Origin of the sequence: Streptomyces antimicrobicus, from assembly GCF_020532625.1 — a bacterium.
GTDB classification, from domain to species: domain Bacteria; phylum Actinomycetota; class Actinomycetes; order Streptomycetales; family Streptomycetaceae; genus Streptomyces; species Streptomyces antimicrobicus.
On sequence record NZ_JAJAUY010000065.1, the window covers coordinates 1 to 13,267 of the forward strand.

General features: G+C 74.1%; 11 protein-coding genes and 2 tRNA genes. 11 read left to right on the forward strand and 2 right to left on the reverse strand.

Going from position 1 to position 13,267, the window contains the following annotated elements:
* Positions 1 to 8 precede the first annotated feature (8 nt).
* Both LG632_RS17360 and LG632_RS17365 read right to left on the reverse strand, forming a co-directional pair.
* Entirely contained in the window at positions 9 to 1,664 is a 1,656-nt protein-coding gene (locus LG632_RS17360) for a PAS domain-containing protein (protein ID WP_374203503.1), read from the reverse strand.
* 131 nt (positions 1,665 to 1,795) lie between these two features.
* Entirely contained in the window at positions 1,796 to 2,218 is a 423-nt protein-coding gene (locus tag LG632_RS17365) for an SSI family serine proteinase inhibitor (RefSeq protein ID WP_226728233.1), read from the reverse strand.
* Positions 2,219 to 2,482: 264 nt separating this feature from the next.
* Here LG632_RS17365 and LG632_RS17370 point away from each other — a divergent pair.
* The 11 genes from LG632_RS17370 (at position 2,483) to LG632_RS17420 (ending at position 13,232) form a co-directional block, all read left to right on the forward strand.
* Positions 2,483 to 2,573, forward strand: a tRNA-Ser gene (locus LG632_RS17370).
* A 217-nt stretch (positions 2,574 to 2,790) separates the two neighbouring features.
* Positions 2,791 to 2,863: transfer RNA gene (locus tag LG632_RS17375), tRNA-Arg, on the forward strand.
* A 143-nt stretch (positions 2,864 to 3,006) separates the two neighbouring features.
* Positions 3,007 to 4,098, forward strand: a complete 1,092-nt coding sequence (locus LG632_RS17380) for a S1C family serine protease (protein ID WP_226728234.1) — start codon at positions 3,007 to 3,009, stop codon at positions 4,096 to 4,098.
* A 135-nt stretch (positions 4,099 to 4,233) separates the two neighbouring features.
* A complete protein-coding gene (locus LG632_RS17385) occupies positions 4,234 to 5,118 on the forward strand; it encodes a DUF2797 domain-containing protein (protein WP_226728260.1) in 885 nt (294 codons plus the stop codon).
* Positions 5,119 to 5,329: 211 nt separating this feature from the next.
* A complete protein-coding gene (locus LG632_RS17390; RefSeq protein WP_226728235.1) occupies positions 5,330 to 5,671 on the forward strand; it encodes an antibiotic biosynthesis monooxygenase family protein in 342 nt (113 codons plus the stop codon).
* 82 nt (positions 5,672 to 5,753) lie between these two features.
* Entirely contained in the window at positions 5,754 to 6,578 is an 825-nt protein-coding gene (locus tag LG632_RS17395) for an amidohydrolase family protein (protein ID WP_226728261.1), read from the forward strand.
* Between the two features lie 109 nt (positions 6,579 to 6,687).
* On the forward strand, positions 6,688 to 7,449 hold the full coding sequence (locus tag LG632_RS17400) for a response regulator transcription factor (RefSeq protein ID WP_308108613.1): 762 nt from the start codon (positions 6,688 to 6,690) through the stop codon (positions 7,447 to 7,449).
* Positions 7,450 to 7,526: 77 nt separating this feature from the next.
* Positions 7,527 to 9,056, forward strand: coding sequence for a sensor histidine kinase (locus LG632_RS17405; protein WP_308108615.1), 1,530 nt, complete (start codon positions 7,527 to 7,529; stop codon positions 9,054 to 9,056).
* A gap of 25 nt (positions 9,057 to 9,081) precedes the next feature.
* Positions 9,082 to 10,359 carry a bifunctional glycosyltransferase family 2/GtrA family protein gene (locus LG632_RS17410; RefSeq protein ID WP_226728237.1) on the forward strand — a complete coding sequence of 426 codons (1,278 nt, stop codon included), beginning with the start codon at positions 9,082 to 9,084 and terminating at the stop codon, positions 10,357 to 10,359.
* Positions 10,356 to 12,491 (forward strand): glycosyltransferase family 39 protein, encoded by a 2,136-nt coding sequence (locus LG632_RS17415; RefSeq protein ID WP_226728238.1) that lies wholly within the window; start codon positions 10,356 to 10,358, stop codon positions 12,489 to 12,491. The genes LG632_RS17410 and LG632_RS17415 overlap by 4 nt, the downstream gene beginning before the upstream one ends.
* Before the next feature lie 99 nt (positions 12,492 to 12,590).
* Positions 12,591 to 13,232 carry a TetR/AcrR family transcriptional regulator gene (locus LG632_RS17420; protein WP_226728239.1) on the forward strand — a complete coding sequence of 214 codons (642 nt, stop codon included), beginning with the start codon at positions 12,591 to 12,593 and terminating at the stop codon, positions 13,230 to 13,232.
* Positions 13,233 to 13,267: the final 35 nt, after the last annotated feature.

The window sequence follows — 13,267 nt, forward strand, 5'->3', positions numbered from 1 at the left end:
CTGGCCCGTCACCCCGTCGGGGGCGGGCCCTCGGCACCGGCCGGCCCTGCCTCGTCCTCCAGGAACGCGTCCACTCCGCGCCGGGCCCGCCGCCGCCCGGAGCCGGGCTCCGCAACGGCGCCGCCCTCCGCGGCGGTCGGCCCGGCGGGTCCCGCCGGACCCGGCTCCGGGCCCGGCTCCGGCGCCGCGGGCTCCGGCAGCGTCACGGTCCCGGCACCGGAACCGAGCGGCAGCTCCAACACGTACGCCCCACCGGGCGCCCCCGGCACCTCGACGGTCTGCAGCACTCCGCCGTGCGCCTGCACGATCCCCCGCACGACCGGCTCGTGCACCGGGCTCCCGCCGTCGTAGGGGCCGCGCACCTCGATCCGTACGACGTCCCCGCGCTGCGCGGCGGCGACCACGACGGTGGAGTCCATGTACCCGCTGCCCTGGGGGGTCTTGCCGGTGGCGTCGACCCCGGCGACGTCGGCGATCAGGTGCGCCAGCGCGGTGGCGATGCGCTCCCCGTCCACCTCGGCCTCGATCGTCGGCGCGTGCACGGCGAACTGCACCCGCCCGGGCCCGATCAGCTCGACCGCCCCGTCGACACCGGCCGCCACGACCCCGTCGATCAGCACCTTCTTCTTGGCCAGCTTCTCGGCCCCGGCGTCCAGCCGCTGGAAGCCGAGCACGTTGTCGACCAGCGTGGTCATCCGCGAGTAGCCCGCGGCCAGGTGGTGCAGGAGCTGGTTGGCCTCGGGCCACAGCTGTCCGGCGTCGTCCGCGGCCAGCGTGCCCAGCTCGCCGCGCAGTTCCTCCAGCGGTCCGCGCAGGGCGTCGCCGAGCACGGCCAGCAGCTGAGCGTGGCGCGCGGCCAGGGCGTCGTACGGGCGCCGGTCGGTGAAGGTCATCACGGCGCCGACGAGCTGGTCGCCGTCCCGCACCGGGGAGGTGGTGAGGTCGACGGAGACCGCCTGACCGGCCTTGTTCCACAGCACCTGCCCGCGCACCCGGTGCTTGCGTCCGCTGCGCAGGGTGTCGGCGAGCGGGGACTCCTCGAACGGGAACGGCGAGCCGTCGGCGCGCGAGTGCTGGATGAGGCCGTGCAGCTCGCGGTTGCCCAGGTCGGTGGCCCGGTACCCGAGGATCTGCGCGGCGGCGGGGTTCACCAGGACCACCCGGCCCTCGGTGTCGGTGCCCACGACGCCCTCGGCCGCGGCCCGCAGGATCATCTCGGTCTGCCGCTGCGACCGCGCGAGCTCCGCCTCGGTGTCCACGGTGCCGGTGAGGTCCCGAACGACGATCATGAGGAGCTCGTCGCCCGTGAAGCCGGGGTGGGGGTCGCGGTAGGCGTCGCGGCCGTCGAGGTTGGCGGTGGTGATCTCGACGGGGAACTCGGAGCCGTCGGTCCGCCGGGCGATCATCCGGGTCGGTTTGCGGCGGTCGCCCCCGTCGTCGCCGGGGCGCCGCATGGAACCGGGGATCAGCTTGGAGTCGAACTGCGGCAGCAGGTCCAGGACGCCTCGCCCGACCAGGCCCGTGCCGGGGCTCTCCATGACCTCCAGGGCGATGGAATTGGCGTTGACGACCGTGCCGTTGGCGTTGACGAGCAGGAGCGCGTCGGGCAGCGCGTCGAGTATTGCTGCGAGGCGAGCAGCGCCTCGGGATGGCCTGCTGCTCACGACGAGCGTCCTCCCCTGACCACGACTACCGGCATGTCACGGGAGGAGTCTAAGGCCACAGTCCCGGCCGGGGGCCTCGGACGGCGGGGCCTCCCACGACACGTTCCGCTTGCTGCCCCGATCCTGCCAGGTCAGGAGGCGCGCCCCGGAAGCAGCGGTTCCAAATCGTTCCACCGCTTGATCTCGCAACCGTTGCGGCGCTGGAACCTCGCGTCCACCTGCCGTCCCCGCCAGGTCCCGGTGACGTGCGCGGTGGCCGGCCCGCCGTCCTGGAACGAGCACATCCGGCCCTCGGGCACGGGGGCGAAGGGGTCCTTGCCCTCCTGGGCGAGCTGGTCGAGGCGGGCACAGGCCCGCTCCTTCTTCGGGTGCGTACCGGCGGGCGGGTCGCACTCCAGCTGGTACTCGCCGTCGGCCAGCGGGTTGCCGGTGCCGGAGACCTGGACGGTGAGCCGGTCGGGCGCGCCGAGCAGCTTGCCGAGGGGCAGCGGGGGCAGCGGACCGGCGACCGCGGCGGCCAGGGCGGAGGTGACGGCGAGGGCGGCGAGACGCATCAAGATCACTCCGGGTCGTCAGGTCGTCGTTGCGTCGTGGAGCGGAGCTGGGTGGTGCGGGGTGGAGCCGGATGGAGCGGGATGGTGCCGTGGGGGGGGGGCGTGGCGGGGCGTGCCCCCTGCCCAACGACGCGCCCGCCTCGACGTTCCTCGCCTTAAGCCTTTGCTCTGCGGGCTCTGCGCCTAGTACCGTGAGACCGGATTGGTGACCGGCCCCGCGCCTGTGTCATCATCTGCACGCACCCTCGTACGCGGGGGTGTGCTGGAGGCGTCGCCTAGTCCGGTCTATGGCGCCGCACTGCTAATGCGGTTTGGGGCTTACCCCCCATCGAGGGTTCAAATCCCTCCGCCTCCGCACCACCGAAGCCCCGGTCCGCACGGACCGGGGCTTCGTCGTGTTCCCGTCAACCTTCGTCAACCCCCGTGCGCCGACCGACCCGGTTTCTGATCTTCGGCTGGGGTGGTTTGTCCAGTTCAGGGTGGGTTTGGGTAATGGATTTCGCGTCCCGGCGAGGTCCATGTATTGTTGTTCTCGCAAGGCCAACGGGGCGAAAAAAACCCGGGAAGCCCAAGCACTCGTAGCTTAACGGATAGAGCATCTGACTACGGATCAGAAGGTTGCAGGTTCGAATCCTGCCGAGTGCACAGCCCGAAAGGCCCCCGGTGATCCGGGGGCCTTTCGCGTTGCCTGCCGTTGCGCGTTCAAAGGTTGTCCGGTGCACAGGACGATCCCGGGGGCGCGGCATAGCCTGAATGAGGGGCTCCGTTTCCTTGAAGGGCGGCGGCTCATGAAGGTGCGCGCCAAGGGCGCCGTGGGTGTGGCCACGGCGGTGGTGCTCGGGGTGACGGGTGGCGGCGGGTCGGCCTTCGCCGACGACATGGACCCGCACGAGATCTACGAGCGGTCCGCGCCGGCCACCGTCCATGTGCTGGGGAAGGACTACTCCCTCGGATCCGGCTTCATCTACAACCCGGACCAGGGGCTGATCGCCACGGCCGCCCATGTGGTCCAGGGCGAGGCGACCTTGAAGGTGGTGGTCGGCGACCGCCAGCCGGTGCCGGTGCGCGTGGTGGGCATCGATCCGTGCGAAGACCTGGCCGTCCTGAAGTTCACCTCGCCGCAGCAAGATCTGAAGGGTCTGAAGTTCGGCGAGAGCAAGGGCCTGCAGGCGGCCGACAGGGTGGTCTCCCTCGGGTACCCGGACGCACTGGGTGACAACCCGACGGCGGCGAAGCCCGCCTACACGGGCGGCTCGGTCCAGAACCCGAACGTCCAGAACGCCGTGCCGTCGTCCTCGCTCCCGCGCTACCCGGTCACCGTCCAGCACTCCGCCACCGTCAACCCGGGCAACTCCGGCGGCCCCCTGCTCAACGGCAAGGACGAAGTCGTGGGGATCAACACGCTGACCGCGACCGGCGGCGTGCAGGGCCAGTTCTACGCGATCAGTTCCGACCACGCCCGGCCGGTCCTGGACTCGCTGGCGGCGGGGGAGACGAAGAACGATCCCGGTTGGTCGCTCATGGCCCTCGACGACCCGGAGCTGAGCGCGCAGTTCGTGGAGGAGGACCAGCCCACCGTCGAGAAGCTGCAGAAGCGGCTGACGGACGCCGAGGTGAGCGGTGTCGTCGTCGTGCGCTCGCTGACCAACTCCCCGGCGTACAAGGCCGAGCTGCTTCCCGGGGACGTGGTGACGCACCTGAAGGACGCTCCGGTGGCGTCCGTGGCCGAGGTGTGCGACGTGCTCCAGTCCGCCTCGCCCGGGGAGTCCCTACCCGTGACCGCGGTCGTCACGGCCGACGACCCGAAGGGGCAGTTCAAGTTCGGTGACGCATGGACCACCGAGCTCGTCCTCGGCAAGAGCAAGGGCGGCGGGGGCTGACGGCGCCGCCCACCCGCTGGGGCCGATACGGTCGCTGCGAGGGCCTTGGCGCAAAGGGTGGGAGGCGGATCCGTGGAGGGCACCGGCGGCGCGCGGCGCGGCGCGGTCGGCGTGGACCGGTCGGTCGCTCCCGCCGTGGGCTGGCGGTGCGCCGGACTGCGGTGGGGCGGGGGGCGGCCCGCCGTGGGGTGGTACGGGGAGGGCCGCGGCGAGCGGAGCAGCGCGCTGGTGTACGGGCAGTGGCTCGCCTTCGCCGGAGTCGGGGCCCGGGGCTGCCTGGGGGTCCGGCGGAGTGGGCGGTGGACGCCGTGTCCCACCGGGGCCGAGGTGCCGGGGCGGGCCGGGGGCGGGCAGTGTGCCGAGTGCGCCCGGCTGGACCGGTCCTTCTCGGTGGCGGCCGACACCCACGTCGCCGATCCACGGCCCTACCGGGTCTACCTGGCGTGGTTCGGGCCGGGCCTGGTCAAGGTGGGGATCACCGCCGAGGAGCGCGGTCCGGCCCGGCTGCTGGAGCAGGGCGCGGTGACCTGGAGCTGGCTGGGCCGGGGCCCGCTGATGGCCGCCCGGCGCACCGAGGAGCTGCTGCGGGCGGCGCTCGGCGTGCCCGACCGGATCGCGTACGGCCGCAAGCGCGCGGTGCGCGGTTCGTTGCCGCCCGCGGCGGAGCGGGCGGCCGAGGTGGCGGAGCTGCACGCCCGCGCCGGTGGCCTGGCGGGCTGGCCGGAGTCGCTGGAGCGGCTGCCGTGCGAGGCGGTGGACCACGCCGGCGCCTTCGGGCTCGACGGGCTGCCGCGACCGCGGCGGGTGCTGGCCGAGCTGGCGGACGGCGCCGTCGTCGCGGGCCGGCTGGCCGGGGCGGCGGGGCCGGACCTGCACCTGCAGGACGGGCTGGTGGTGGACACCCGGCTGCTGGCCGGTTGGGAGCTGGTCGCCGTGGCCTCGCCGGAGCAGGCGGTGACCACCGCGCCGGTGCGGGAGATCCGGCCGGAGGGGGACGGCGGGCAGGACGGTCTGTTCTGACCCGGGCCGGTCCGTTCTCACCCGGGCCGGTTCGTTCCGACGGCCGCGTGCCACCGGCCGCCGCTTCGGGCCTGAGGGCCGCGTGCCACCGGCCCGCCGCTTCCGGCCGTGACCTGTTGCGGACGCGGCGAAGGTCAAATCTTGGATCCCTTCCGTCTCCGAGCCCGCTTTTCGGTGGCCATGCCAGGGACGAACGGAGAGGGTGGGGATCATGACGATCCAGCCGCTTCCGGCGTTCGAACCGCCGTACGTGATGTCCGTGTTCACCTCCGTCCGCACCCAGGACGACTCCGGTTACCCCGAGACCCTCGCCCGGATGATCGAGCTCGTCGGCGACGTGCCCGGCTTCCTCGGCTACGAGTCGGCACGCACCCCCGGCGGGCTCGGCATCACCGTCGCGTACTTCCGCGACCACGCGTCCATGGCCCAGTGGCGGCAGGACCTGGAGCACCAGACGGCCATACGCCGGGGCCGCGCCTCGTGGTACGAGAGCTACACGCTGCACGTCGCCACCGTCGAGCGGAGCCACGGCTTTGTCCGCGCCGACACCTGAGGCGAGCGGCGCCTCGGCAGCCGGTGAGCCGGCCGCCGAGGCGACCCGGGCCGCGGTCCGGGACTTCCGCGAGCGGCTCGGGCTGCCGGGACTGATCGACGTGCACACGCACTTCATGCCCGAGCGGGTGCTGGACAAGGTCTGGGAGTACTTCGACGCGGTGGGGCCGCTGACCGGCGTCGAGTGGCCCATCACCTACCGGCACGAGGAGGAGCAACGCGTCGCCCTGCTCCGCTCGTTCGGCGTCGTCGCCTTCACGTCGATGCTGTACCCGCACAAGCCCGCCATGGCGGCCTGGCTGAACTCCTGGGCGGCCGACTTCGCCGCCCGGACGCCGGACTGCCTGCACACCGCGACCTTCTACCCGGAGGAGGGCGCCGAAGGCTACGTACGGCAGGCCGTCGAGGGCGGGGCCCGCGTGTTCAAGGCGCACGTCCAGGTGGGCGCGTACGACCCGAACGACCCGCTGCTGGACCCGGTGTGGGGCCTGCTGGCCGAGGCCGGGATTCCCGTGGTGATCCACTGCGGGTCGGGGCCGGTGCCCGGCGAGCACACCGGCCCCGAGCCGGTCGCCCGGCTGCTGGCCCGCCATCCACGGCTGGCGCTGGTCGTCGCGCACATGGGGCTGCCCGAGTACGGCGCGTTCCTCGGTCTCGCCGAGCGGTTCCCCGAGGTGCGCCTGGACACCACCATGGCCTTCACCGACTTCGCCGAGCGGCTCGCCGCCTTCCCGCCGGCGGACCGGGGCCGGCTGGCGGCCCTCGGCGACCGGATCCTGCTCGGCACCGACTTCCCCAACATCCCCTACCCCTACGAGCACCAGCTCCAGGCCCTGGAACGGCTGGACCTCGGCGACGACTGGCTGCGCGCGGTCTGCCACGACAACGCGGCCCGGCTGTTCCCGTAGGCGGCCGGTTCTCCTCGTCGGTGGCCGCGCCGCCCGCCCCGGGGCTTTCTCAGGAGATTCACAGAAAGCGGCAAGAGGCCTCTCAGGGGCGGCGGCCAGCCTGGGCGCCATGACGGCGACGACCACAGCCCACGCGACCACGTCCCCCACAGCCCTGCTGCGGCCCGACGGCGGACCCTGCCGGATCCTCGTCGTGGACGACGAGGCCTCGCTCTCCGAGCTGCTGACCATGGCCCTGCGCTACGAGGGCTGCGAGGTGCGCAGCGCCGGCGACGGGGCGGCGGCGGTCAAGGCGGCGAGGGAGTTCCGGCCCGACGCGGTGGTCCTCGACGTCATGCTGCCCGACATGGACGGACTGGCCGTGCTCGGCCGGCTGCGCCGGGAGCTCCCGCAGGTGCCGGTGCTGTTCCTGACGGCCAAGGACTCCGTCGAGGACCGGATCGCCGGCCTGACCGCCGGCGGGGACGACTACGTCACCAAGCCCTTCAGCCTGGAGGAGGTCGTGGCCCGGCTGCGCGGTCTGATCCGGCGCTCCGGCGCGGCCCAGGCCGCGCGCGGCGAGTCCGTCCTGGTCGTGGGTGACCTGCGGCTGGACGAGGACAGTCACGAGGTCAGCCGGGCCGGCCGGGAGATCCACCTGACCGCGACCGAGTTCGAGCTGCTGCGCTACCTGATGCGCAATCCGCGCCGGGTGCTGAGCAAGGCGCAGATCCTGGACCGGGTGTGGAGCTACGACTTCGGCGGCCAGGCCAATGTCGTCGAGCTCTACATCTCCTACTTGCGACGCAAGCTGGAGAGCGGCCCGGGCCTCAGCCCCATGATCCACACCCGCCGCGGTGCCGGTTACCTGATCAAGCCGGGCGAGGAGTGAACCTGCTCCCCAGGCGCGGCGTTTCACGTGAAACATCCACCCGCTCCAGGCCGTGGTCCCTGCGCACCCGCCTCGTCGTGACCTCGGTCGCGCTGATCGCGGTGGTGGGGGCGGTGATCGGCACGGTCACCACCCTGGCCCTGCGCTCCTACCTCGTCGGACAGCTCGACCAGCAGCTGCGCACCGCCGTGGAACTGGCCTGCGTGCCGGGCCGGGAGCGGCTCGTGGGCAAGGCCGAGATCCCGGTGCCCGGCGGCTCTCCCGGCACGCCGGGAGGCAAGCGCTGCGCCACTCCCAAGCGCGTCGACTTCGTCCTGGCCCCCGGCACCCCGATCGGCGCGGTCTCCGCGCTGCTCGACACGGAGGGCGGCATCCGTGACGGCGCCTTCAGCGAGCGCGCCGACCCGCCGGAGTACGGGCGGATCCAGCCGCTCGACGACCGCCAGAGCCGGGTGCTGGCCGCCGCGGCGGCCACGTCCCGTGGCGGTGGGTCCACCGTCGTGGACCTGCCCGGCCGCGGCTCGTACCTGGTGCGCACCGCGCCCACCGGCGGCTTCACCCTGGGCTTCCCGCTCGCCGGGGTGCACTCCACCGTCACCACCCTGATCGCGGTCGAGGTCTGCGTCACCCTGGCCGGACTGATCGCCGCCTCGCTGGCCGGCCAGGCGCTGGTCGGGGTGGCGCTGCGTCCGCTGCGCCGGGTCGCCGCCACCGCCACCCGCGTCTCCGAGCTGCCGCTGCACAGCGGCGAGCCGGCCCTGCACGAGCGCGTGCCCGACACGGAGGCCGATCCGCGGACCGAGGTCGGCCAGGTGGGCGCCGCCCTGAACAGGATGCTCGGCCATGTCTCCTCCGCGCTCACCGCACGGCAGCAGAGCGAGACCCGGGTGCGGCAGTTCGTCGCGGACGCCAGCCACGAACTGCGCACGCCCCTGGCCTCCATCCGCGGGTACGCCGAACTGACCCGACGCGGCCGTGAGGAGGCCGGCCCCGACACCCGGCACGCGCTCGGCCGGATCGAGGCCGAGGCGACCCGGATGACGGGCCTGGTGGAGGACTTGCTGCTGCTGGCCCGGCTGGACGCGGGCCGCCCGCTGTCCTGGCAGGACACCGACGTGGCCCCGCTGGTCGTGGACGCCGTCAGTGACGCCCGCGCGGCCGGACCCGGCCACCACTGGCGCCTGGAACTGCCCGACGGGCCCGCCCCGTCGGAGGTCCGCGCCGATCCGGCCCGCCTCCAGCAGGTGCTGATCAACCTGCTCGCCAACGCCCGGACCCACACCCCGGCGGGCACCACCGTCACCGCCCGGGTCCGGACCGCGCCCGGCCACGTACGCGTCGAGATCGAGGACGACGGCCCCGGCATCCCGCCGGACCTGCTCCCGCACGTCTTCGAACGCTTCGCCCGCGGTGACGCCTCCCGCTCCCGCACCGCCGGATCGACCGGTCTGGGCCTGGCCATCGTCCAGGCCGTCGTCACCGCGCACGGCGGCCGGGTCGGCGTACGGAGCGTGCCGGGCAGGACGTGCTTCGCGGTGGAACTCCCCTGCCGCGCCCCCGCGGCGGAGCACTCACAGGCGGGGCACAGCCGGACCACACAGCCGTGACAGCCCGCCCGGCGAGGGTCGGACCATGCCGACCGACACCTCTCCGGGGGCCCTCCCGGCACGCACCCCGCTCGACGTGCGGAGCACCGGCACGTCCGGCGTGCCCGTGCTCGACGTGGTGGTCCCCGTCCACGACGAGGAGAAGGACCTCGGGCCCTGCGTGCACCGCCTGCACGAGCACCTGAGCCGCACCTTCCCCTACCCGTTCCGCATCACCGTCGCCGACAACGCCAGCGCCGACCGGACCGCCGAGATCGCGGCCTCGCTGGCCGCCACCCTGCCGGGCGTCCGCAGCGTCCGGCTGGAGCAGAAGGGCCGTGGTCGGGCCCTGCGGACCGTGTGGTCCGGATCCGAGGCGCCCGTCCTGGCCTACATGGACGTCGACCTCTCCACCGACCTCAACGCGCTGCTGCCGCTGGTCGCCCCGCTGATCTCCGGGCACTCCGACCTTGCGATCGGCACCCGGCTCGCCCGCTCGTCCCGGGTGGTGCGCGGGGCCAAGCGGGAGTTCGTCTCGCGCGCCTACAACCTGCTGCTGCGTTCCTCGCTGGCCGCCCGGTTCAGCGACGCCCAGTGCGGCTTCAAAGCCATCCGCCGCGAGGTCGCCCAGCGGCTGCTGCCGCTGGTGGAGGACTCCGGCTGGTTCTTCGACACCGAGCTGCTGGTGCTGGCCGAGCGGGCGGGTCTGCGCATCCACGAGGTCCCCGTGGACTGGGTGGACGACCCGCACTCCACCGTCCACATCGCGCGCACGGCCGTCGAGGACCTCAAGGGCATGTGGCGGGTGGGGCGGGCGCTGGCCGCCGGGGCGCTGCCCCTGGACCGGCTGGCCCGGCCGTTCGGCGACGACCCGCGCGACCGGAACCTCCCAGGGGTGCCCCGGGGTCTGGCCCGGCAGCTGCTGGGCTTCTGCGCCGTCGGGGTGCTCTCCACGCTGTGCTACCTCGGCCTGTACTCCCTCTTCCGGCTCGGTGCCGGCGCGCAGACCGCGAACGCCGCCGCCCTGCTGCTGTCCGCGCTCGCCAACACGGCCGCCAACCGGCGGCTCACCTTCGGCGTCCGCGGCCGGGAGCGGGCCCTGCGCCACCAGGCCCAGGGCCTGCTGGTCTTCGCCATCGGGCTGGCGCTGACCGCCGGGTCGCTGGCGGCCCTGGACGCGGCCGGCACGAACCCGGCCCGCGCCACCGAACTGGCCGTGCTGATCACCGCCAACCTCGCCGCGACCGTCCTGCGCTTCCTGCTCTTCCGCGCCTGGGTCTTCCCCGACCGCGCGGCCACCCACCCGAAGGACACCACCCGATGACCACGGCCGTACCCGCCGTCCCCCTCGCCCCACCCCAGCCGGCACGCACCGCGGCGGCCGCCGCCCGGCCCCGCTGGGAGCGGCCCGCCTTCACCGTCCTGCTGCTGGGCACCGCGGTGCTGCTGCTGTGGAACCTCAACGCCTCCGGCTACGCCAACTCCTTCTACTCGGCGGCCGTCCAGGCGGGCAGCGAGAGCTGGAAGGCCTTCTTCTTCGGCTCGTCCGACGCCGGCAACTCCATCACCGTCGACAAGCCCCCGGCCGCGCTGTGGCCGATGGCGCTGTCCGTGCGGCTGTTCGGGCTCGGCTCCTGGCAGATCCTGGTCCCGCAGGCACTGATGGGTGTGGCGACCACCGCGGTGCTGTACGCCGCCGTGCGACGGCAGTTCGGGCCCGCGGCCGCGCTGCTCAGCGGGACCGTCCTGGCGCTCACCCCGGTCTTCACGCTGATGTTCCGCTTCAACAATCCCGACGCGCTGCTGACCCTGCTGCTGACGGTCACCGTGTACTGCGTGCTGCGCGCCCTGGACGGTGCCCGGACCGGCTGGCTGGTGGGTGCGGGGGTGGCCATCGGGTTCGCGTTCTTGACCAAGACCCTCCAGGCCTTCGTGATCCTGCCGCCGCTCGCCCTGCTCCACGCCGTCTGCGCGCCGACCCGGCTGCGGCGCCGGCTGGGCCAGCTGCTGCTGGCCGGGCTCGCGGCGGTGCTGGCCGGCGGCTGGTGGGTGGCGGTCGTCGAACTGTGGCCCGCGGCCTCCCGGCCGTACATCGGCGGTTCGCAGACCAACTCCTTCCTGGAGCTGACCCTCGGCTACAACGGCCTGGGCCGGATCAACGGCAACGAGACCGGCAGCGTGGGCGGCGGCTCCCGGCCCGGAGGGGGCGGACCCGGCTGGGGCGAGACGGGCGTCGACCGGCTGTTCTCGGCGACGACGGGCGGGCAGATCTCCTGGCTGCTGCCCGCCGCGCTGGTCCTGCTGGCGGCCGGCATCGTCATCACGTGGCGGGCGAGGCGGGCCACCGACTCGCTGGAGGGCATGGCCCGGGCCGCGTTCCTGGCGTGGGGCGGGGGCCTGCTGATCACCATGGCGGTGTTCAGCTTCATGCAGGGCATCTTCCACGAGTACTACACCGTGGCGCTGGCCCCGTTCGTGGCCGCGCTGGTCGGCATGGGGGTGGCCGTGCTGTGGGAGGAACGGCACAGCCTGCCCGCCGCGCTCACCCTCGCGGGCACGCTCGCCCTGACCGCCGTGTGGTCGTACGTCCTGCTCGGCCGGTCCGCCGGGTACCTGCCGTGGCTGCGCCGGGCCGTGCTGGTGGCCGGTCTGGTGGCCGCGGCCGGGCTGCTCGTGGGCGGGCGGTTGGGCCGGGGCTTCGCCCTGATGACCGCCGCCGTGGGGCTGGTCGCGGCGTTGGCGGGCCCGTTCGCGTACAGCCTGACCACCGTGCGCACCGGCCACACGGGGTCCATCCCGACGGCCGGGCCGGCGGTGGCAGGCGGCATGGCCGGCCGCGTCGTCCGGGGCCTGCCCGGCGGCCCGGACGGCCCGGGCGGCCCGGAGGGCCCGACCGGTTTCCAGGTCCCGCCGAACGCCCAGGTCCCGCCGAACGCCCAGGTCCCACCACCGCCGAACGGCTGGTTCCAGGGACCGCCGAACGGCCGGGCCCCGGGCCGGGCACAGAGCCCGGGCGAGGGCCGCAGCCCCAGCCAGGACCAGGCCCAGGGCCGGCGCCAGGGTCCCGGCGGCCCGGGCGGGCTGCTGGACGGAGCCCGGGTCGGCGCCGAGGTGAAGAAGGCGCTCCTGGCCGACGCGGACCGCTACACCTGGGTCGCGGCGGCGGTCGGGGCCCAGAACGCGGCGAGCTACCAACTCGCCACCCAGCGCCCGGTCATGCCGATCGGCGGATTCAACGGCAGCGACCCCTCGCCCACCCTGGAGCAGTTCCAGCAGTACGTGCGGGACGGGCGGATCCACTACGTCGTCGCGGGCGGCGGCGGAGCCGGTGGCACGCGCGGCGGCGGCCCCGGCGGACGGACCAGCGAGGCCGTGATGACCTGGGTCCAGGAGCACTGCGCCGAGGTCACGATCGGCGGGGTCAGGATGTACGACCTGACCACCCTCAAGGCCTGATCCGGCCCCGATCCCCCCGCAACTGCCAGAGGCACCCCCTAGCATCGAGCAGGGCGGACCGGGCATACCGGGCCGATCCGTCGGGCGAGGAGGTGCCTCATGGCGAGTGCGGGCGGGTCCGTGCGCACCAGTGTGTGGCTGACGGCCAGATCCGCCCCCACGACCCGGCGGCGCGGTGAGGCGCCCTCGGGGCTGGACCGGGAGCGGATCACCACCGCCGCGGTCCGGCTGCTGGACACCGACGGGCTGGCGCGGTTCTCCATGCGCCGGCTGGCGTCCGGCCTGGGCGTCACCGCCATGTCCCTGTACTGGTACGTGGACACCAAGCACGACCTGCTGGAGTTCGCCCTCGACCGGGCCCTGGGCGAACTGGACCTGCCCACCGGTGCGGTGGCCGCCGGATGGGCGGCCCGCCTGCGGGCGCTGGCCCGCGGCTACCGGCGGCTGCTCGCCGAGCACGCCTGGGTCGCCCCGCTGGCCGCCGAGTACCCCAACATCGGTCCGCACGCCCGGGCCTTCGACGCCGCTCTGCACCGGCTGCTGGACGCCACCGGCCTGACGGACACCGGCCGGACCGGCGCGCACCTCGCCGTCACCCAGTTCCTGCACGGGTGCGGCGGGGGCGGCGCCGTCCGGCGGGCGCCCGACGCCGACTTCGGCCTGGCGCTCGACGTCCTGATCGCGGGCATCCAGGCCCACGCCCGGCTCCAGGCCCACGCCGCCCCACCCGCCGTGCCGTAGCACGCGCCGGCGCCGCAGAGGGCGGCAGCCGGCAG